Source organism: Nitriliruptor alkaliphilus DSM 45188 (assembly GCF_000969705.1).
GTDB classification, from domain to species: domain Bacteria; phylum Actinomycetota; class Nitriliruptoria; order Nitriliruptorales; family Nitriliruptoraceae; genus Nitriliruptor; species Nitriliruptor alkaliphilus.
In genome coordinates, this window is the sequence record NZ_KQ033901.1 from 5042206 (window position 1) to 5059455 (window position 17250).

Consider the following 17250-nt stretch of genomic DNA (forward strand, 5'->3'; position numbering starts at 1 on the left):
TGGCCGCACCACGAGCACGACGAGAGGGAGAGGGACATGACACATGTCACGGACCGATGGCGGACGCCACGCACCCTGGTGGCGCTGCTGGTGGGAGCACTGATCGCGGTCGGCTGCGCGAGCAACGGCGACGGTGACGCCGCACCGGACCCCGCGGACGACGACGAGGCGACCGAGGACCCCGCAGCGGACGACGGTGACGAGGAGGGTGACGAGCCACAGGACTTCGGTGATCCGGTCACCCTGACCTTCGGGCACCCGTTCCCGCCGACCGACCCGATCCAGGTCAACGTCTGGGAGCCCTGGGTCGAGGAGGTCCGCGAGGCCACCGGCGGCACGGTCGACATCGAGATCCACGCCGGTGGCGCGCTGGCTCCGCCACCGCAGGTCTACGAGAACACCGTGGCCGGCGCACAGGACATCGGCTGGACCCTGCCGGGGTACACGCCAGGCCGCTTCCCGATCACCCAGATCATCGAGGCGCCGTTCGCGTTCGACGACCCCCTCGACGGGACCGAGGCAGCCTGGGAGCTGTGGAACGAGTTCGAGGAGTTCCAGGCCGAGTACGACGACGTCCACCTGCTGTCCATGTGGGCGATGGACACCGGCGACCTGTTCACCCGTGACCGACCCGTCGAGACGCTCGAGGACCTGGCCGGGCTGACCATCCGGAGCCCCGCCCCGCTGCAGAGCTTCGCGCTCGAGGCGATGGGTGCGTCCGCCGTCAGCATGCCGGCCCCCGACATCTACGACTCCGTCGAGCGTGGCGTGATCGACGGCTACAAGCTCGCCAACAGCGCGACCCGTGTCTTCGACCTCGGGGCGACCACCAGTTACCGCACCGTCTGCAACTGCTACACCGGCGCCTTCGTGCTCGTGATGAACCAGGGCGCCTGGGAGCGGCTCTCGCCCGCCCAGCAGGACGCGCTGATGGAGCTGTCGGGTCGTGACCTGGGCATCCGACTCACGACCGAGCACGCGGCCATGGCCGACGACGTCGCCGAGAACTACTGGCCGGACAACGGTGTGGAGTCGATCGAGCTCTCCGACGACGAGTTCGACCGCTGGCGCGAGGCCGTCCAGCCGGTCTTCGATCAGTGGATCGAGGAGCGTGAGTCCGAGGGCGTGCCCGGCCAGGCGATGGTGGATCGGGTGTTCGGAGCCAACTAGCTCGTACCTCGCTGCGTTCGACGGATGAGGAGGCTCGCGTTCATGGCTGACCTGCCGGACGCCGGGTCGGCGGCGGCCCCGGAGATCCCCGGGGCCGCACCGGGCCCGACGATCGACGAGCTCCAGCGCGCCCACGGTGGTCCACTCACGCCCTGGGTGCGCCGGATCACGAGCGTCCTGCACGCCGCGGCCGGGCTGACGATGCTCGCGCTGCTCGCGTGGACGGTGACCGACATCATCGGTCGCTCGTTCTTCTCCCGACCGTTGCGCGGCACGGTGGAGCTCACCGAGCTCGGCGTCGTGATCCTCGTCTACCTCGGGCTGGCACGCACCGAGAGCCAGGACGCCCACATCTCCGTGGATCTGCTCTACCTGCGGCTCGGTCCACGGACGAAGCTCGCCCTGCGGGTCCTCGCCGGAGCGATCGGGTTCGTCGTGATCTCGATCATGACCTGGCGGCTGTACCTCTACGCCGGCCAGCTCGACGCCGGGGGCTACACGACCGGGATCCTGCGCCTGCCGCTGTCCCCGGTCGCGATGCTCGGGGTCCTCGGCTCGGGGATGTTCGCGCTGGTGATCCTGTTCAACCTCGTCGTGGTGTTGCGCGCCCTCGTCACGAGGCGCTGAGGATGGCCAACGAGCTCGTCGGGCTGGTCGGATTCGTGGTGATGCTGCTGCTGATCGCGATCCGCGTCCCGGTCGCGATCGCGATGATCGGCGTGGCGGTCGTCGGCTATGCCTACATCGTCACGCCCGACGCCGCGCTCGCTCGCTTCGGCACCGATGCCTTCCGCAGCGCCTCCATCTACTCGCTGTCGGTGATCCCGTTCTTCATCCTCATGGGGATGTTGCTGGCGTACGCCAACCTCGGACGGGACCTGTACCTCTCGCTGGATCGGTTCCTGTGGCGGCTACGAGGCGGGCTCTCGATCGCCACGATCGGTGCCTCGGCCATGTTCGCCTCGGTGAGCGGATCGAGCGTCGCGTCGGCGTCGACGATGTCGCGCGTCGCGGTCCCCGAGATGCAGCGCTACGGCTACGACGACGGGATGTCGGCGGCCTCGGCAGCTGTCGGTGGCACGCTCGGTGCGCTCATCCCCCCGAGCGCGCTGCTCGTGCTCTACGGGGTGCTCACCGCGGAGCCGATCGGCCGCGTCCTGATCGCAGGCTTCATCCCCGGTGTGATGACGGCCGTGCTCCTGATGATCACCGCCTACCTGCTGGTCCGTCGACGGCCGAGCCTCGCGCCGAACACGGCGGTCCGGCCCGACGTGACGGTGCCGAGGGCGATCCGGTTGATGTGGGCGGTGCCGGTCATCTTCGCGATCAGCATGGGCGGGCTCTACGCCGGGTGGTTCACCCCGACCGAATCCGGAGCGGCCGGCGCTTTCCTCGCGCTGGTCTACGGCGTGGTGACACGCAGGTTGAACCGACACTCGTTCACGGCTGCCGTGAGCGAGACCATCAAGGTCAGCGCCCAGATCTTCCTGCTCATGATCGCCGGTCAGATGTTCGGGTTCTTCCTCGCCGTGACCCGCATCCCGATGTGGCTCGGACGCACCATCACCGACATCGACCTGGCGCCGTGGTTGGTCGTCGGGGTGATCTTCCTCGTCTACTTCTCGCTCGGCGCCGTGATGGACGAGATCGCGATCCTCGTGATCATGACCCCGATGATGTACCCCGTGATCATCGACCTCGGGTACGACGGCATCTGGTTCGGGGTGCTGACGATCATGATGCTCCTCACGGGGCTGCTGACCCCGCCCATCGGACTGATCACCTTCGTGGTCTCCGGACTCACGGGCATCTCCCTCGGGAAGGTGTTCCGAGGGTTGACGCCGTTCTGGTTCACCCTGTGCATCGCGATCGCCCTGGTGATCGCGTTCCCCGCGATCGCGACCTGGCTCCCCAACGCGATGCGCTAGCACCGCCCGGCCGGCTACGGCCGGGCGGGGTACCACCTGCTCGACGACCCCAAGCAACCGTCAACCACGACCCGAAGGAACCGACGTGTCCGACATCGAACTGGCTGGCCGTGTGGCCATCGTGACCGGCGCTGGTGGAGGACTGGGGCGCAGCCACGCCCTGGCGCTCGCCGAGCGAGGTGCGAAGATCGTCGTCAACGATCTGGGAGCCGGCGACGGTGGCCCCTCGGCGGCTGCCGTCGTCGACGAGATCACCGCCGCAGGTGGCGAGGCGGTCGCCAACCTGGCGTCGGTCGCCGATCGCCAGGGCGCCGACGCGATGGTCGACCAGGCGTTGGACGCGTACGGGCGGATCGATGTCGTGATCAACAACGCGGGCATCCTGCGGGACCGCTCCTTCGCGAAGCTGAGCGAGCAGGAGGTCCGCGACGTCCTCGAGGTCCACCTCCTCGGCGCGTTCCACCTCACGGCGGCGGCGTGGCCGCACCTCAAGGAGCAGGGGTACGGGCGCATCGTCAACACCACCTCGCCGGCGGGGCTGTTCGGCAACTTCGGTCAGGCCAACTACGCCGCCGCGAAGATGGGCCTCGTCGGCTTCACCCGCACCCTGGCGATCGAGGGCCGCAAAGCCGGGATCCACGTCAACGTGGTCGCCCCTCTCGCCGCGTCCCGCATGACCGAGACCATCCTGCCGCCCGAGGCGCTCGCCAAGCTCGATCCGGCCCACGTGGCCCCGCTGATCGTCTACCTCGCCTCCGAGGCGTGCGCGCACACCGGGGGCATCTTCACCGCCGGCGGGGGCTACGTCGGCCGCGTCGCCGTCGTCCAGGCGCCGGGTGTGGTGCTCGACGACGTGACGCCCGAAGCCCTCGCCGATCGCTGGGACGAGGTCACCGACGTCGCCGGCGGCCAGGAGTTCGACGGCGCCGCCGCACAGGGGGACTGGGTCCTCAGCCGCGTCTGAACCACCACCGTGCGGGCCAGGGCCCGCCACCACCCACGACCGAGGCGGCGCAGCGCCGCACATCACGAGGAGCGAGAACGATGGCAGAACCGAGGATCGTCGAAGGGGTCGAGGGGCTCACCAGCCTGGTCGGCGAGCACGTGGGCTACTCGGACTGGATCGAGATCACCCAGGACCAGGTGGACCGGTTCGCGGACGCGACGGGCGACGACCAGTGGATCCACGTCGACCCGGCACGTGCCGCGAGCGGACCCTTCGGGGGCACGATCGCCCACGGGTTCCTCACGCTCTCGTTGATCCCCCTCGTGCTCCCGCAGGTGCTCGACGTACGCGGGTTCTCCATGGGCGTCAACTACGGGATGGACAAGGTCCGCTTCCCGTCCCCGGTGTTGGTCGGTAGCCGCGTGCGCGCGGGTGTGGCCGTCGAGGAGGTCACCGAGGTCGGCGCAGGTGTGCAGACCAGCCTGAGCATCACCTTCGAGGTGGAGGGGGCCGAGAAGCCAGCCTGCGTGGCGCGGTTCCTCGAGCGTCGCTACCCCTGATCCCCGGCCCGGCCGGTGCTCACCGGCCGGGCCGCTCCTTCCACGACCCGAGGCAGACGCATGGTGACCTCACAACTCGATCTCGATGCGCTCGTCGCCATCGACGTGCACACGCACGCCGAGATCTCCGCGGACGGACATCCGTCCCTAAGCGCTGCGCTCGAGGCCGGCAAGGCGGCCCACTTCGGTGCCGACGACGCGCAGCCCACGATCGACGAGATGGCCGCCTACTACCGCGAACGGTCCATCGCCGCGGTGGTGTTCACCGTGGACGCCGAGTCGGCGACCGGCCACCCGCCGATCGCCAACCAGGAGGTGGCCGAGAGCTGCGCCCGGCACGGCGACGTGCTGATCCCGTTCGCCAGCCTCGACCCCCACCGAGGCGCTGCAGCGGTCCGTGAGGCTCGCCGCCTCGTCGAGGATCACGGCGTGCGAGGCTTCAAGTTCCACCCCTCGCTCCAGGCGTTCTGGCCGAGCGATCGGCTCGCCTACCCGTTGTACGCGGCGATCGAGGAGCTCGGGGTCCCCGCTCTGTTCCACTCCGGGCAGACCGGCATCGGTGCCGGACTGCCGGGGGGCGGCGGGGTACGCCTGAAGTACTCGAACCCGATGGAGCTCGACGACGTCGCCGTGGACTTCCCGGGGTTGACCATCATCTGCGCGCACCCGTCGGTGCCCTGGCAGGACGAGGCGCTGGCCGTCGCCACGCACAAGCCCAACGTCTACATCGACCTGTCCGGCTGGTCGCCGAAGTACTTCCCACCCCAGCTGGTCCGCCAGGCGAACTCGTTGCTCAAGCGTAAGGTGCTGTTCGGTTCGGACTTCCCCGTCATCACGCCGGATCGCTGGCTCCGGGACTTCGAGGGCCTCGACCTCAAGGACGAGGTCCGGCCCCTGATCCTCAAGGAGAACGCGATCCGGGCGCTCGGCCTCGACGATGGCTGAGCGGACCGACCACGCCCGGGCCAGGACGGCAGGGAGACGATGAACGATCACGGGCTCGGATCCTGGCCACGGCGGCGTGCGCGGGTCGCGCCGGACGACGTCGCGCTGATCCACGACGGTCAGCAACGGACCTACGGCGAGCTGGCCGACCGCGTCGACCGGTTGGGTGCCGCGCTCGGCGACCTCGGGGTGGAGGCGGGGGACCGGGTCGCCTACCTCGGGCCCAACCACCCCGCCTTCGTCGAGACGATGTTCGCGACGATGGCGATCGGAGCGGTCTTCGTCCCGCTCAACACCCGGCTGGCGCCCGCGGAGCTGGCCTACATGGCCCGCGATGCCGAGCTGCGCGCCCTGGTGTGGTCCGACTCGCTCGAAGACACGGCCCGGGCTGTGCTCGGCGACGCTCCGACCGACCTGCGCGTCGTGGTGGGGCAGCCGTCGGACGCTGCGGCCCACACCCTCGAGGAGCTCGTGGCACGCGGCGCCATCCGGGACATGGACGTGCCGGTCGGCCACACCGACACCGCGATGCTGATGTACACCTCGGGCACCACCGGGTACCCGAAGGGCGTGACGCTCACGCACGGCAACCTGACCTGGAACGTCTTCAACGTCCTGATCGACGTCGACGTCTCGCACGACGAGGTCACGCTCGTCAGCGCCCCGATGTTCCACACTGCGGCGCTCAACCAGACCTTCCTGCCGACCTTCGTCAAGGGCGGGACCGCCGTGCTCGAGTCCGCATTCGATCCCGTGCGGACCCTGCGGTTGATCCCCGAGCTGGGCATCACCTGGATGTTCGGGGTGCCTGCGATGTTCCAGGCGCTGACCGCCGCGCCGGGTTGGGACGAGGCCGACCTGTCGTCGATCCGTGCGGTCGAGGCCGGCGGCGCCCCGGTCCCCGAGGAGCTCATCCGCACCTACCAGGCGCGGGGGTTGACCTTCATGCAGGGCTACGGGATGACGGAGGCGTCCCCGGGTGTGCTCTTCCTGCGTGCGAAGGACAGCCTGCGCAAGGTGGGAACCGCCGGCACCCCGTGCTTCTTCACGGACGTCGACGTGATCGACGATGCCGGCCGCAGTGCACCGGCGGGGGAGCCCGGCGAGGTCGTGGTCCAAGGGCCCAACGTCATGCGCGGCTACTGGCGCAAGGGTGACGCGACCCGCGCTGTCCTCGACGAGGACGGGTGGTTCCGCTCCGGCGATATCGCGATCAGGGACGAGGAGGGCTACCTGCGCATCGTGGACCGCAAGAAGGACATGTACATATCGGGCGGCGAGAACGTCTACCCGGCGGAGGTCGAGAACGCCCTGTTCGAGCACCCCGCGGTGGCCGAGTGCGCCGTCATCGGCGTCGCCGACCAGCGCTGGGGCGAGGTCGGACGCGCCTACGTGGTGCTGCGCGACGGAAGCTCGCTCGACCAGGCCGAACTGGAACGCTTCCTGGCGGCCCGACTCGCCCGCTACAAGGTCCCGAAGTCGCTGGTCGTCGTCGCCGCCCTGCCCCGCAACGCCAGCGGGAAGCTGCTCAAGAAGGAGCTGCGGCGCGACGACGCGTGACCGGCGCGGTCACGTCCGCTCGCGGGACCGGGCGAGCTCATCGAAGCGGGCCCCGGCCGGTTCGGCCAACGCCCGGTAGGTCTCGAGGAAGGTCGCTCGAGCTTCCTCGCGGGGGAAGTCGGGGGGCAGGAACTCGGTGGGCAGATCCGGGTCGTCGCGGACCAGCAGCCGCCACTCGTCGACCATCTCGGTGCGTTGGATGAGCGCCTCGGCCGGGGGCACCTTCCCAGCCCTGGCCCGACGAGCGAGCTCGCCGTAACGCTGGAGGTACTCCTCGTAGGCGTCCGCGAGTTCGCCGAGCCGCCAGGCATCCTCGAGTCGGGTCCGGCCGCCGGGCAGCAGTTGCACGTCGGTGCTGCGCAGCACGAGGGCGTCGGTGATACCCAGTTCGGTGAGCTGCTCACGCACGGCCTCTGCCCGGTCGTGCGGGGTGACCCAGGTGGCGTCGTAGAGGGGCCAGAAGGTCAGCCACCGCAGACGGGCACGGAGCAGTCGTCGCTGGTCGTTGTCGTCGATGGGTAGCGAGAAGGCGATCAGCGTCCAGGTGCCGTCCCACGCCGGGCCCGGACCCGTGGCGAAGATCCGGCGGGCACCGCGTTGGAGGACCTGCCAGGCCCGTTCGGTCGGTTCGTAGCTGGTGCGGCGGCCCTCCCTGGTGCGCTCGAGCAGGCCACGCTGGGTCATGCGGCTCAGCGCAGCTCGGGCGTTGGCGGGAGCGATCGCGAACTCCTCGAGGACGCGGACGAGGCCCGCCGAGGGGATCGGGTCGTGCCCCTCCTGCCAGAAGTCGCCGAGCAGGGTCACGAGCAGACGCTGCGAGCGGGCACGCCCGAGGGGCCGGCCGCGCCCCGGTGGGCCGGGCTCGTCGGCGCCGCCGCCGGCGTCGCTCACGAGACCGTCGATCGATCGCATCCCGCGTCCTCCACTGTTCCCCCCGGTTCGTTCCGAGCACCGTGGCGGAAGTATGACGGGCCATCGCCCCTGGACAACCTTCTGCAGCGCGTCGCGGTCCTGGGAGGGGCCGCCGTCCGGGCGGCTCCTCCCAGGACGCCGAGCCGCAGCCCGGAGATGCGATGCGAAAATAGCTCACAGCGCGACCGGTTCGCATCGTGTCGCGCGCGGTCGTCGCACGACACGCGGCAGCGCACGCGGAGGCGGGTCCGTGCCGGCTGGCGGTGTGCACCTCCGTCGCCGGACCACCTGGCGCGATCAGATGGGTAGCCCGACGTAGTTCGTGGCGAGGCTCGCCCGTGCTTCCCGCGATGACTCGAGGAGGGACAGTTCCGCCTGCTGCAGGCGACGATCGAACCCGTCCTGGTCGGGGAACCGGTGCATCAGGGTGGTCATCCACCAGGAGAACCGGACGGCCTTCCAGACCCGGTCCAGCGCCGTCCGCGAGTAGCTGTCGAGCCCGGTCGTCGAGCCGTTCGCTGCGAACTCGCCGAGGGCTCGCGCCAGGTACACCACGTCGCTGATCGCGAGGTTGAGCCCCTTCGCGCCGGTCGGCGGCACGATGTGCGCCGCGTCGCCGGCGAGCAGGAGACGGCCGTAGCGCATCGGCTCGGCCACGAAGCTGCGCAGCGGCGCGATGGACTTCTCGATCGACGGGCCGGTGACGAGCTGGTCGCCCACCTCGTCGGGCAGTCGTGTGGTGAGCTCGTCCCAGAAGCGGTCGTCGGACCAGTCGTCCGGTGCGTCCTCCAGCGAGCACTGCACGTAGTAGCGGCTGAGGTGCTCGTTGCGCATGGAGCAGAGCGCGAAGCCCCGCTCGTGGTTGGCGTAGATCAGTTCCTCGGACACGGGCGGGGTCTCGGACAGGATCCCGAGCCAGCCGAAGGGGTAGACCCGCTCGTAGGTGCGCAGCACGTCGCCGGGGATGACGCCGCGGGACGGGCCGTGGTAGCCGTCGCAGCCGACGATCCACTCCGCCTCGAGCCGGTGGTCCTGGCCGTCCGCGGTGTAGGTGACCGCGGGTCGGTCGCCGTCCACCCCGTGGAGCGCCACGTCCTCGGCCTCGAAGACGATCCTGCCCGCACGTTCGTCGAGCGCGTCGTAGAGGTCGTGCTGCACCTCGGTCTGGCCGTAGATCGTCACCGACCTGCTGGTGAGGTCAGCGAAATCGACCCGGACCCGTCGACCGCCGAACGCGAGGAAGACGCCGTCGTGGACGTAGCCCTCGCTCTGGACGCGCTCGCCGAGGCCGGCCGCGACGAGGGTCTCGACGCTGCCGTGCTCGAGCACCCCGGCGCGGATCCGCGAGAGCACGTACGCCCGCGACCGCCGCTCGAGGACCACGTTCTCCACGCCCTGTCGGTGGAGGAGGTGCGAGAGCAGCGAGCCGGCGGGCCCGCCCCCGATGATCGCGACGCGGGTGCGTTGGGTCTGCTCGGTCATCGGGTCCTCCTGGTGGTCGGCACGGCTCAGCTCGGTCGGTTGGCGAGCGCGTGGTCGATGTCGCGAGCGGCTCGCAGGAGCGCCGGGACGAACCGCTGCTGGAGCTCGGCCTTGCTGGTCCGACTGGTGTGGCTGCTGATGTTGATGGCCGCGACGGTGCGACCACCCGCGTCGTGGAGCGGCGCGGCGATCGATCGCACGCCGAGTTCGAGCTCCTGGTCGACGAGCGCGTAACCCCGCTCGCGCACCTCCCGCAGCCGCTCGAGCAGATCCTCGAGCCGCGTCACGGTGCGCGGGGTCGGATGAGACCGATCGCTGCGCTCCCAGATCGCCGCGACCTCCTCGTCGTCCAGCGCCGCGAGCAGCGCTCGGCCGAGGGAGGTGCGGAAGGCCGGGAACCGGGTGCCGAGGCCGATCGAGACGGTCATGACCCGGTTGGCGGGAACGCGCGCGACGTAGGTGATCTCCGTGCCGTCGAGGACCCCCACCGACGAGGCTTCGTGCACCTCCTCGCTGAGCCGCTCGAGGTACGGCAAGGCCAGATCCGGGACCTCGAACGAGGACAGGTAGGCGTAGCCGAGGTCGAGCACCCGTGGGGTGAGGGCGAAGCGGTCCCCGACCCTGCGGACGTAGCCCAGCTCCTCGAGCGTGAGCAGCAACCGTCGCGCCGTCGCCCGGTTGAGATCGGTCGCGCGGGCGACGTCGGCCAGGGTGAGCTGCGAACCGTGGGCGAAGCTCCGGATCACGCGCAGGCCGCGCTCGAAGGACCGGACGGACTCGCTCATGGCGTGACGGTCCGGTTGACACCCATCAGGGTCGCTGCTTCCATGTGGTTCACCTGGTGAACATCCGTTCGTGTAGCGAACACACACGCTAGCAGGGGCACCGACGCCCCGACAAGCGTCGCCAGGCGGGACATCGACCAGGAAGACACCGACCGGAGGGTGGCTGGTGGGCGACCACGACGGCCGGCGTGACCACGGGATGCAGGTGCGTCGCGCCGTGCTCGGCGACGAGCACGTGGACCGAGCGATCGCGGGCACGACCGGGCTGGATGCGCCCTTCCAGGACTACATCACCGGGGCGGCCTGGGCCGATGTCTGGGGGCGGCCGGGCCTCGACCGCTCGACACGGAGCCTGGTGACGATCGCGCTGCTGGCCGCGCTCGGCCACGAACGTGAGCTCGAGCTGCACCTGCACGCATCACGGCGGACGGGCGCGAGCGCCGAGGACATCGCCGAGGTGCTCCTGCACGTGGGGCTCTACGCCGGCCTGCCGGCGGCGAACACCGCCTTCGCTGCCCTGAAGCAGGTCCTCGGATCGACCGGCACGGCCACCGACGACGAGGCAGGATCATGAGCGCTACCCCCGAGGCCTACCGCCGCCGCGACGAGGCGGCCTTCCCGCCCTACGACCACCCGTCGTACCGCTCGACGAACCTCCGTCACCCGAAGGAGCCGTTGGTGCGGCTCGAGCACACGCTCTCGGAGATCACCGGTCCCGGCCCGGCGCTGGCGGAGGTGACCGAGGAGGATGCGGATCTGACCCGCAACGCCGGTACCGGGCAGGAAGCGATGGGCGAGCGGATCATCGTGACCGGGAGGGTGTCGGACGAGAACGGCGATCCGGCCCCGCGAACGCTGGTCGAGATCTGGCAGTGCAACGCCGCCGGCCGCTACATCCACGAGAAGGATCAGCACCCGGCACCGCTCGACCCCAACTTCATCGGCGCCGGCAAGGCGATCACCGATGAGGACGGCAGCTACCGGTTCCTGACCATCAAGCCGGGTGCCTACCCCTGGCGCAACCACCCCAACGCGTGGCGGCCGGCACACATCCACTTCTCGTTGTTCGGGCCGGCGTTCGTCACGCGGCTGGTGACCCAGATGTACTTCCCGGGTGACCCGCTGCACGACCTCGACCCGATCATGGGTGGCGTCCCGCGGGAGGCCTGGCCCCGGATGATCGCGAGCTACGACCACACGATCACCGAGGAGGAGTGGGCGCTCGGGTACCGGTTCGACATCGTCCTGCGAGGTCCCGAGGCGACGCCGTTCGAGCCGACCGGCGCGGGAGCGCTCGCGACGCCCGGGCAGGAGCAAGCGTGAGCGAGTACCGGCAGACACCGTCGCAGACCGTCGGTCCCTTCTTCCACTACGCGCTGATGAAGGACGGGGTGGACGACCTCGACCCTGCCGGTGAGGCGGGCGAGCCGATCGTCGTGACCGGTGCCGTCTTCGATGGCGCCGGCGACCTCGTCGACGACGCGATGGTCGAGATCTGGCAGTCGGACGGGGGCGGTCGCTACCGGCACCCCGCCGACGGACGGTCCGGCGACGTGCCCTCCTCCTTCATCGGTTTCGGTCGGGTGGCCTCGACCGACGGTGGCACCTACCGGGTCCGGACCGCCATGCCCGGCACGATCCCGGGCCGTGACGGGGCGGTGCAGGCCCCCCACCTCAACGTCCACGTGTTCGCCCGCGGCGTGCTGGACAAGCTCGCGACCCGCATCTACTTCGAGGGAGTGGAGGCCAACGCGCACGATCCCGTCCTCGGCTCCGTCCCGCCCGAGCGGCGTGCCACGCTGCTGGCTCGCCTCGACGGGCAGGAGGCGGGCACGCGGCGCTACCGCTTCGACATCGTCCTGCAGGGGACGGCCGAGACCGTCTTCTTCGACGCCTAGGAGCGCCCGTGGCCGAGATCCTGTCCCTCCACGATGCGATCGCCGCGAACGTACGTGACGGTGACGTCGTCGCGCTCGAGGGCTTCACCCACCTCATCCCGTTCGCCGCCGGCCACGAGATCATCCGGCAGGGGCGTCGCGAGCTCACGCTGGTGCGGCTCACCCCCGATCTGATCTACGACCAGCTCATCGGCGCCGGCTGCGCCCGCAAGCTGGTCTTCTCCTGGGGAGGCAACCCAGGTGTCGGATCCCTCCACCGGTTCCGGGACGCGGTCGAGCACGGCTGGCCCCGCCCGCTCGAGATCGAGGAGCACAGCCACGCGGCGATGGCCAACGCCTTCCACGCCGGCGCGGCCGGTCTGCCGTTCGCCACGCTCCGCGGCTACATCGGCTCGGATCTGCGCGACGTCAACCCCAACATCCGCACGGTCGTCTGCCCCTTCACCGGCGAGGAGCTCGCCGCGGTACCGGCGATCCGTCCCGACGTCGCCGTGATCCACGCCCAGCGCGCGGACCGGGACGGCAACGTGCTGCTCGAGGGGATCGTCGGCGTGCAGAAGGAGGCGGTGCTCGCCGCCACCCGGTCCGTGGTCACCGTCGAGGAGATCGTCGACGATCTCGCCGCCCCGAGCCCGAACTCGGTGATCCTGCCCGCGTGGGCGCTGAACGCGGTCGCGGAGGCACCGCGCGGCGCCGCACCGTCCTACGCGCACGGCTACTACGACCGCGACAACGCCTTCTACCAGCGGTGGGACGCCATCTCGCGTGATAGGGAGCGGTTCGGGACCTGGCTGCGTGAGCAGGTCCTCGACGTCGTCGGCGCACCCGCCCTCGGCTGAGCACCGAGGACACGCACCCACCCGAGGAGCTGACGTGAACCACACACCGGACGAGCTGATGACGGTCGTGGCCAGCCGCGCCCTGCGTGACGGTGACGTCTGCTTCGTCGGGATCGGTGCACCCTCGGCGGCCTGCAACCTCGCCCGCCTCACGCACGCCCCGGACCTGGTGCTGATCTACGAATCCGGCACGCTGCAGACCCGACCCGATGTGCTCCCGCTCTCGATCGGTGACGGGGAGCTGTGCGCGACGGCGCTGGCCACCGTGCCCGTCGTCGAGATGTTCCAGTACTGGCTGCAGGGAGGACGCATCTCCAAGGGTTTCCTCGGCGGTGCGCAGATCGACCGGTTCGGCAACATCAACACCACGGTCGTCGGCAGCTACGACGCCCCCGCCGTCCGCCTGCCGGGGGGCGGAGGCGCGCCCGAGATCGCCGGCAGCTGCCACGAGGTCCTGGTCACCGCCAAGCACTCGACCCGCACGTTCGTCGACCAGGTCGACTTCGTCACCTCGCTCGGCCACGGCCGCGGACGCGGCGACCGGGAAGCAGCCGGGCTGACCACGGCCGGACCGGTGCTGGTGATCACCGACCTGTGCCTGCTCGAACCCGACCCGGTCACCGCCGAGCTGACCGTGACGTCCCTGCACGAGGGTGTGACCCGCGAGCAGGTCCGCGACGCGACCGGGTGGGAGGTCCGGTTCGCCGACGACCTGCCGACCACGCCACCTCCGACCGCACGCGAGCTCGAGGTGCTCCGGGAGCTGCACGCACGGACCGAGCGGGCGCACGCCGGTGTCTGAGCCCACGTGGTCGGACGGGCTCCTCGAAGCCGGCTTCGGGGACCCGGAGCTCGCGGCGATGGTCGGGTGGCCCGCTCGGGTCGCCCGCATGGTCGAGGTCGAAGCGGCGCTCGCGGGTGCCCTCGCCGACGTCGGCCTCCTCGACCCCGGGACGGCCGATGCGATCGTGGCGGCCTGCGATCCCACGAGGCTCGACCTCGCGGCCCTCGCCGAGGCGACCGCCAGCGCCCCGACGCCGGTGATCGCGCTGGTGCGGGCCCTGCAGGAGGGCGCCGACGACGAGGCTGCGGCGTGGCTGCACCACGGCGCCACGAGCCAGGACGTCATCGACACCGCCGTCGCGCTGCAGCTGCGCGGCGCGCTCGAGCACCTCGACACCTCGTTGTCGGCGCTCGCGGACCGCTGCGCCGAGCTGGCCGAGCGACACCGCGGCACGGTGATGGCGGGGCGGACCCTCGGGCAGCAGGCCGTGCCGATCACCTTCGGGCTCAAGGCCGCCCGGTGGCTCGGGGCGCTCGACCGCCGCATCGAGCAGCTGCGCTGGGTCGCGCCCCGGTCGCTGACGGTCCAGCTCGGCGGGGCAGCCGGGACCTCGGGGGTGTACGGCGACGCCGGCATCGAGGTCGCCGAAGCGCTGGCCGGACGGCTCGGGCTCGCCGTCCCCGACCTGCCGTGGCACGCCGAACGCGACCGCATCGCCGACCTCGCCGGCACGCTCGGTGGCATCGTGGCCGCCGTCGGGTCGATCGCAGCCGACCTGGTCCTCCTCGCGCAACCCGAGGTCGGCGAAGCCCGTGAGCAGCCCGGGACCGCACCCTCTTCGTCGGCCATGCCGCACAAACGCAACCCGGTCCACGCGACCGCTGCCCGCGCCGCCTGTCGCCTCGCGCTCGGCGAGCTGTCGGTGCTGCACACCGCCGTCGGCGAGCACGAGCACGAGCGGGCCGCCGGGGCGTGGCAGGCCGAGTGGGTCGCCCTGCCGTCCGCCCTGGTCCGGGCCGGGGGCGCCGTGGCCCGGCTGCACGCTGCGTTGGCCGACCTCGAGGTCGACGGGGAGCGGGCGCTCGCGAACCTCGAAGCACAGCACGGCCTGGTCGGCTCCGAGGCGCTCGCCACGGCGATGACGCCGGCCCTCGGTCGGCCCCGGGCGCAGGCCCTGGCCGGTGAGCTGGCGGCTGCGGCGGCCGCCGAGGAACGCCCGCTCCACGAGGTCGTCAGCTCCTCCGCCGAGGCCACGGCTGCGATCGGCCAGCGGACCCCCGAGGAGGTGCTCGATCCCGGACGCGTCCTCGGCCTCGTGCCGCTGCTGATCGACCGTGCCCTGGCGACCCATCACCGCATCCGCACCAGCTCGGAGCTCCGGTGAGCGAGCGTTCCATCACGACCGATGACGGCGTCCGCCTGTGGACCCGGAGCGACGGCGACCCGGACGCCCCCGCCCTGCTGCTCATCAACTCGCTCGGGACCGACCTGTCGATGTGGGACCCCCAGATCGCTGCCTGGAGCGAGTTCCGTCGGGTGGTCCGTTTCGACCAGCGCGGGCACGGCCGGTCCTCGTGCCCTCCGCCCCCGTACACCGTCGAACAGTTCGGACGTGACGCGCTCGCCGTGCTCGACGCCCACGAGGTCGCGGCGGCGGACATCTGTGGGCTGTCGCTCGGTGGGATCGTCGCCCTGTGGGTCGCCGCGACCGCACCCGAGCGCATCGAACGCGCCGTGTTCGCCGACACCGCTGCCCGCGTCGGCACCGAGGCGGGGTGGCGCGAACGCGCTGCGACCGTCCGGGCCGATGGGATGGGCGCGATCACCGACCTCGTGCTCGCTCGCTTCTTCAGCCCGGACTTCCTGCGCAGCGGCCACGCCTCCGTGACCGCGCTGGACCGCACCCTGCGCGCGGCGTCGGTGGATGGCTACACCGGCAGCTGCGAGGCGCTCGCCACGGCCGACCTCACCGGCCTCGCCACGAGCGTGCGGGCCCCGAGCCTGGTGATGGTCGGGGGTGCGGACGAGGCGACGCCGCCCGCGGATGCCCGCGCGCTGCACGCCTTGATCCCCGACGCCCGGCTCATCGAGCTCCCCGGGGCCGGCCACCTCGCCAACCTCGAGCGACCCGAACGGTTCGGCCAGGTGGTCCGCGCGTTCCTCACCCGCCAACCCGTCCCCGACGAGGAGGTCGTCCGCCGTGCGTGATGCCGTGATCTGCGAACCGCTCCGGACCCCGGTGGGGCGGTTCGGTGGCGTGCTGCGTGACGTGCCCGTGCAGCGCCTGGCCGCCGAGGTCATCCGCGAGCTGCTGCGGCGGACGGCCCTCGACCCGGCCGTGGTCGACGACGTCATCCTCGGTCAGGGCTACGCCAACGGTGAGGCACCGGCGATCGGCCGCGTGGCCGCGCTCGACGCCGGTCTGCCGGTCGACGTGCCAGGGCTCCAGCTCGACCGCCGGTGCGGTTCGGGCCTCCAGGCGGTCTGCGACGCCGCCATGCGGGTCCAGACCGGTGTGTGTGACGTCGTGATCGCGGGCGGAGCCGAGAGCATGAGCTCGGTGGAGTTCTACAGCGACGCGATCCGGTGGGGCGTCACCGGCGGTGGGGTGGAACTCGCCGACCGGCTCGCTCGGGCCCGGGTCACCGCCGGAGGTCACCACCACCCGGTCCCGGGCGGGATGATCGAGACCGCGGAGAACCTCCGACGCGAACGAGGCATCACCCGCGAACGTCAGGACGAGCTGGCGGTGCGCTCACACGCGCGGGCCGTGGCGGCCCAGCAGCAGGGCCGGTTCGCCGACGAGCTGGTCCCGATCACCGTCCCGCAACGCAGGGGCGACCCGGTGGTGGTGGACACCGACGAACACCCCCGGGCCGACACCACGCTCGACGCCCTCGGCAAGCTGCGTCCGATCATGGGCCGCCAGGACGATCAGGCCACCGTGACGGCCGGCAACGCCTCGGGGCAGAACGACGGGGCCGCTGCGTGCCTGGTGACCACACCGGAGCGCGCCGAGCAGCTCGGCCTGCGGCCGCTCGCCCGCCTCGTGACCTGGTCGGTCGCGGGGGTGCCCCCGGCCACGATGGGGATCGGGCCCGTCCCGGCGACCGCCGCGGTGCTCGACCGGGCCGGCATCGGCATGGACGACCTCGACCTCATCGAGCTCAACGAGGCCTTCGCGGCCCAGGTCCTCGCGGTGACCGACACGTGGGGGCTCGACCCGAGCACCGATGAACGGTTCAACCCCAACGGGTCCGGGATCTCACTCGGGCACCCGGTCGGCGCGACCGGCGCCCGGATCCTGGCGACGATGCTGCGTGAGCTCGACCGGCGTGAGGGCCGCTACGCGCTCGAGACCATGTGCATCGGAGGTGGCCAGGGGATGGCCGCGCTCTTCGAGCGAGTGGCGTGACCGTGCCGCGGATGACCGTCAGCAGA

The 17250-nt window shown here is 71.2% G+C and carries 18 protein-coding genes; 15 read left to right on the forward strand and 3 right to left on the reverse strand.

Features of this window, described 5'->3' with window-relative positions; all coding sequences use genetic code 11:
* Positions 1-36 precede the first annotated feature (36 nt).
* The 7 genes from NITAL_RS23445 (at position 37) to NITAL_RS23475 (ending at position 7109) form a co-directional block, all read left to right on the forward strand.
* On the forward strand, positions 37-1170 hold the full coding sequence (locus NITAL_RS23445) for a TRAP transporter substrate-binding protein (RefSeq protein WP_083441942.1): 1134 nt from the start codon (positions 37-39) through the stop codon (positions 1168-1170).
* Between the two features lie 42 nt (positions 1171-1212).
* Positions 1213-1797 (forward strand): TRAP transporter small permease, encoded by a 585-nt coding sequence (locus NITAL_RS23450; RefSeq protein WP_052668698.1) that lies wholly within the window; start codon positions 1213-1215, stop codon positions 1795-1797.
* A gap of 2 nt (positions 1798-1799) precedes the next feature.
* Positions 1800-3098, forward strand: coding sequence for a TRAP transporter large permease (locus NITAL_RS23455; RefSeq protein WP_052668699.1), 1299 nt, complete (start codon positions 1800-1802; stop codon positions 3096-3098).
* 85 nt (positions 3099-3183) lie between these two features.
* Positions 3184-4062 (forward strand): SDR family oxidoreductase, encoded by an 879-nt coding sequence (locus NITAL_RS23460; protein WP_052668700.1) that lies wholly within the window; start codon positions 3184-3186, stop codon positions 4060-4062.
* An 80-nt stretch (positions 4063-4142) separates the two neighbouring features.
* Positions 4143-4604, forward strand: a complete 462-nt coding sequence (locus tag NITAL_RS23465) for a MaoC family dehydratase (RefSeq protein WP_052668701.1) — start codon at positions 4143-4145, stop codon at positions 4602-4604.
* 60 nt (positions 4605-4664) lie between these two features.
* On the forward strand, positions 4665-5549 hold the full coding sequence (locus tag NITAL_RS23470; RefSeq protein ID WP_052668702.1) for an amidohydrolase family protein: 885 nt from the start codon (positions 4665-4667) through the stop codon (positions 5547-5549).
* A 39-nt stretch (positions 5550-5588) separates the two neighbouring features.
* Positions 5589-7109 (forward strand): acyl-CoA synthetase, encoded by a 1521-nt coding sequence (locus NITAL_RS23475; protein ID WP_052668703.1) that lies wholly within the window; start codon positions 5589-5591, stop codon positions 7107-7109.
* Between the two features lie 9 nt (positions 7110-7118).
* Here the strand turns inward: NITAL_RS23475 and NITAL_RS23480 are convergent, their stop codons facing one another.
* The 3 genes from NITAL_RS23480 to NITAL_RS23490 all read right to left on the reverse strand — a co-directional run bounded on the left by NITAL_RS23480 (position 7119) and on the right by NITAL_RS23490 (position 10288).
* The gene (locus NITAL_RS23480; RefSeq protein WP_052668704.1) at positions 7119-8021 is read right to left on the reverse strand and encodes a PaaX family transcriptional regulator; all 903 of its coding nucleotides are present in this window, start codon (positions 8019-8021) and stop codon (positions 7119-7121) included.
* 297 nt (positions 8022-8318) lie between these two features.
* Positions 8319-9503: a 4-hydroxybenzoate 3-monooxygenase gene (gene pobA, locus NITAL_RS23485; protein ID WP_052668705.1), complete on the reverse strand. Its 1185-nt coding sequence runs from the start codon at positions 9501-9503 to the stop codon at positions 8319-8321.
* Positions 9504-9529: 26 nt separating this feature from the next.
* A complete protein-coding gene (locus NITAL_RS23490; protein ID WP_052668706.1) occupies positions 9530-10288 on the reverse strand; it encodes an IclR family transcriptional regulator domain-containing protein in 759 nt (252 codons plus the stop codon).
* A 166-nt stretch (positions 10289-10454) separates the two neighbouring features.
* Between NITAL_RS23490 and pcaC the strand changes: the two genes are divergently transcribed.
* The 8 genes from pcaC to NITAL_RS23530 are packed head-to-tail and all read left to right on the forward strand — an operon-like array spanning position 10455 to position 17224.
* On the forward strand, positions 10455-10862 hold the full coding sequence (gene pcaC, locus NITAL_RS23495; protein ID WP_211262637.1) for a 4-carboxymuconolactone decarboxylase: 408 nt from the start codon (positions 10455-10457) through the stop codon (positions 10860-10862).
* Positions 10859-11611, forward strand: coding sequence for a protocatechuate 3,4-dioxygenase subunit beta (pcaH, locus tag NITAL_RS23500; RefSeq protein ID WP_052668708.1), 753 nt, complete (start codon positions 10859-10861; stop codon positions 11609-11611). The genes pcaC and pcaH overlap by 4 nt, the downstream gene beginning before the upstream one ends.
* A complete protein-coding gene (gene pcaG / locus NITAL_RS23505; RefSeq protein WP_211262638.1) occupies positions 11608-12186 on the forward strand; it encodes a protocatechuate 3,4-dioxygenase subunit alpha in 579 nt (192 codons plus the stop codon). Before pcaH ends, pcaG begins: the two co-directional genes overlap by 4 nt.
* A gap of 8 nt (positions 12187-12194) precedes the next feature.
* Positions 12195-13025: a CoA transferase subunit A gene (locus NITAL_RS23510; protein ID WP_052668709.1), complete on the forward strand. Its 831-nt coding sequence runs from the start codon at positions 12195-12197 to the stop codon at positions 13023-13025.
* 58 nt (positions 13026-13083) lie between these two features.
* Complete coding sequence (locus NITAL_RS23515; RefSeq protein ID WP_052670019.1) at positions 13084-13827, forward strand: CoA-transferase; 744 nt, start codon at positions 13084-13086, stop codon at positions 13825-13827.
* Positions 13820-15193, forward strand: coding sequence for a lyase family protein (locus tag NITAL_RS23520; RefSeq protein WP_052668710.1), 1374 nt, complete (start codon positions 13820-13822; stop codon positions 15191-15193). Before NITAL_RS23515 ends, NITAL_RS23520 begins: the two co-directional genes overlap by 8 nt.
* Complete coding sequence (pcaD, locus tag NITAL_RS23525; protein WP_052668711.1) at positions 15190-16017, forward strand: 3-oxoadipate enol-lactonase; 828 nt, start codon at positions 15190-15192, stop codon at positions 16015-16017. Before NITAL_RS23520 ends, pcaD begins: the two co-directional genes overlap by 4 nt.
* Entirely contained in the window at positions 16010-17224 is a 1215-nt protein-coding gene (locus NITAL_RS23530) for an acetyl-CoA C-acetyltransferase (RefSeq protein WP_052668712.1), read from the forward strand. The genes pcaD and NITAL_RS23530 overlap by 8 nt, the downstream gene beginning before the upstream one ends.
* Positions 17225-17250 lie beyond the last annotated feature (26 nt).

Bases quoted from the DNA above. Each gene is read 5' to 3' on its own strand.
- NITAL_RS23475 (WP_052668703.1), top strand. From the start codon at position 5,589: ATGAACGATCACGGGCTCGGATCCTGGCCACGGCGGCGTGCGCGGGTC.
- NITAL_RS23450 (WP_052668698.1), top strand. From the start codon at position 1,213: ATGGCTGACCTGCCGGACGCCGGGTCGGCGGCGGCCCCGGAGATCCCC.
- NITAL_RS23480 (WP_052668704.1), bottom strand. From the start codon at position 8,021: ATGCGATCGATCGACGGTCTCGTGAGCGACGCCGGCGGCGGCGCCGAC.
- NITAL_RS23515 (WP_052670019.1), top strand. From the start codon at position 13,084: ATGACGGTCGTGGCCAGCCGCGCCCTGCGTGACGGTGACGTCTGCTTC.
- pobA (WP_052668705.1), bottom strand. From the start codon at position 9,503: ATGACCGAGCAGACCCAACGCACCCGCGTCGCGATCATCGGGGGCGGG.
- NITAL_RS23445 (WP_083441942.1), top strand. From the start codon at position 37: ATGACACATGTCACGGACCGATGGCGGACGCCACGCACCCTGGTGGCG.
- pcaH (WP_052668708.1), top strand. From the start codon at position 10,859: ATGAGCGCTACCCCCGAGGCCTACCGCCGCCGCGACGAGGCGGCCTTC.
- NITAL_RS23470 (WP_052668702.1), top strand. From the start codon at position 4,665: ATGGTGACCTCACAACTCGATCTCGATGCGCTCGTCGCCATCGACGTG.
- NITAL_RS23490 (WP_052668706.1), bottom strand. From the start codon at position 10,288: ATGAGCGAGTCCGTCCGGTCCTTCGAGCGCGGCCTGCGCGTGATCCGG.
- NITAL_RS23465 (WP_052668701.1), top strand. From the start codon at position 4,143: ATGGCAGAACCGAGGATCGTCGAAGGGGTCGAGGGGCTCACCAGCCTG.
- NITAL_RS23455 (WP_052668699.1), top strand. From the start codon at position 1,800: ATGGCCAACGAGCTCGTCGGGCTGGTCGGATTCGTGGTGATGCTGCTG.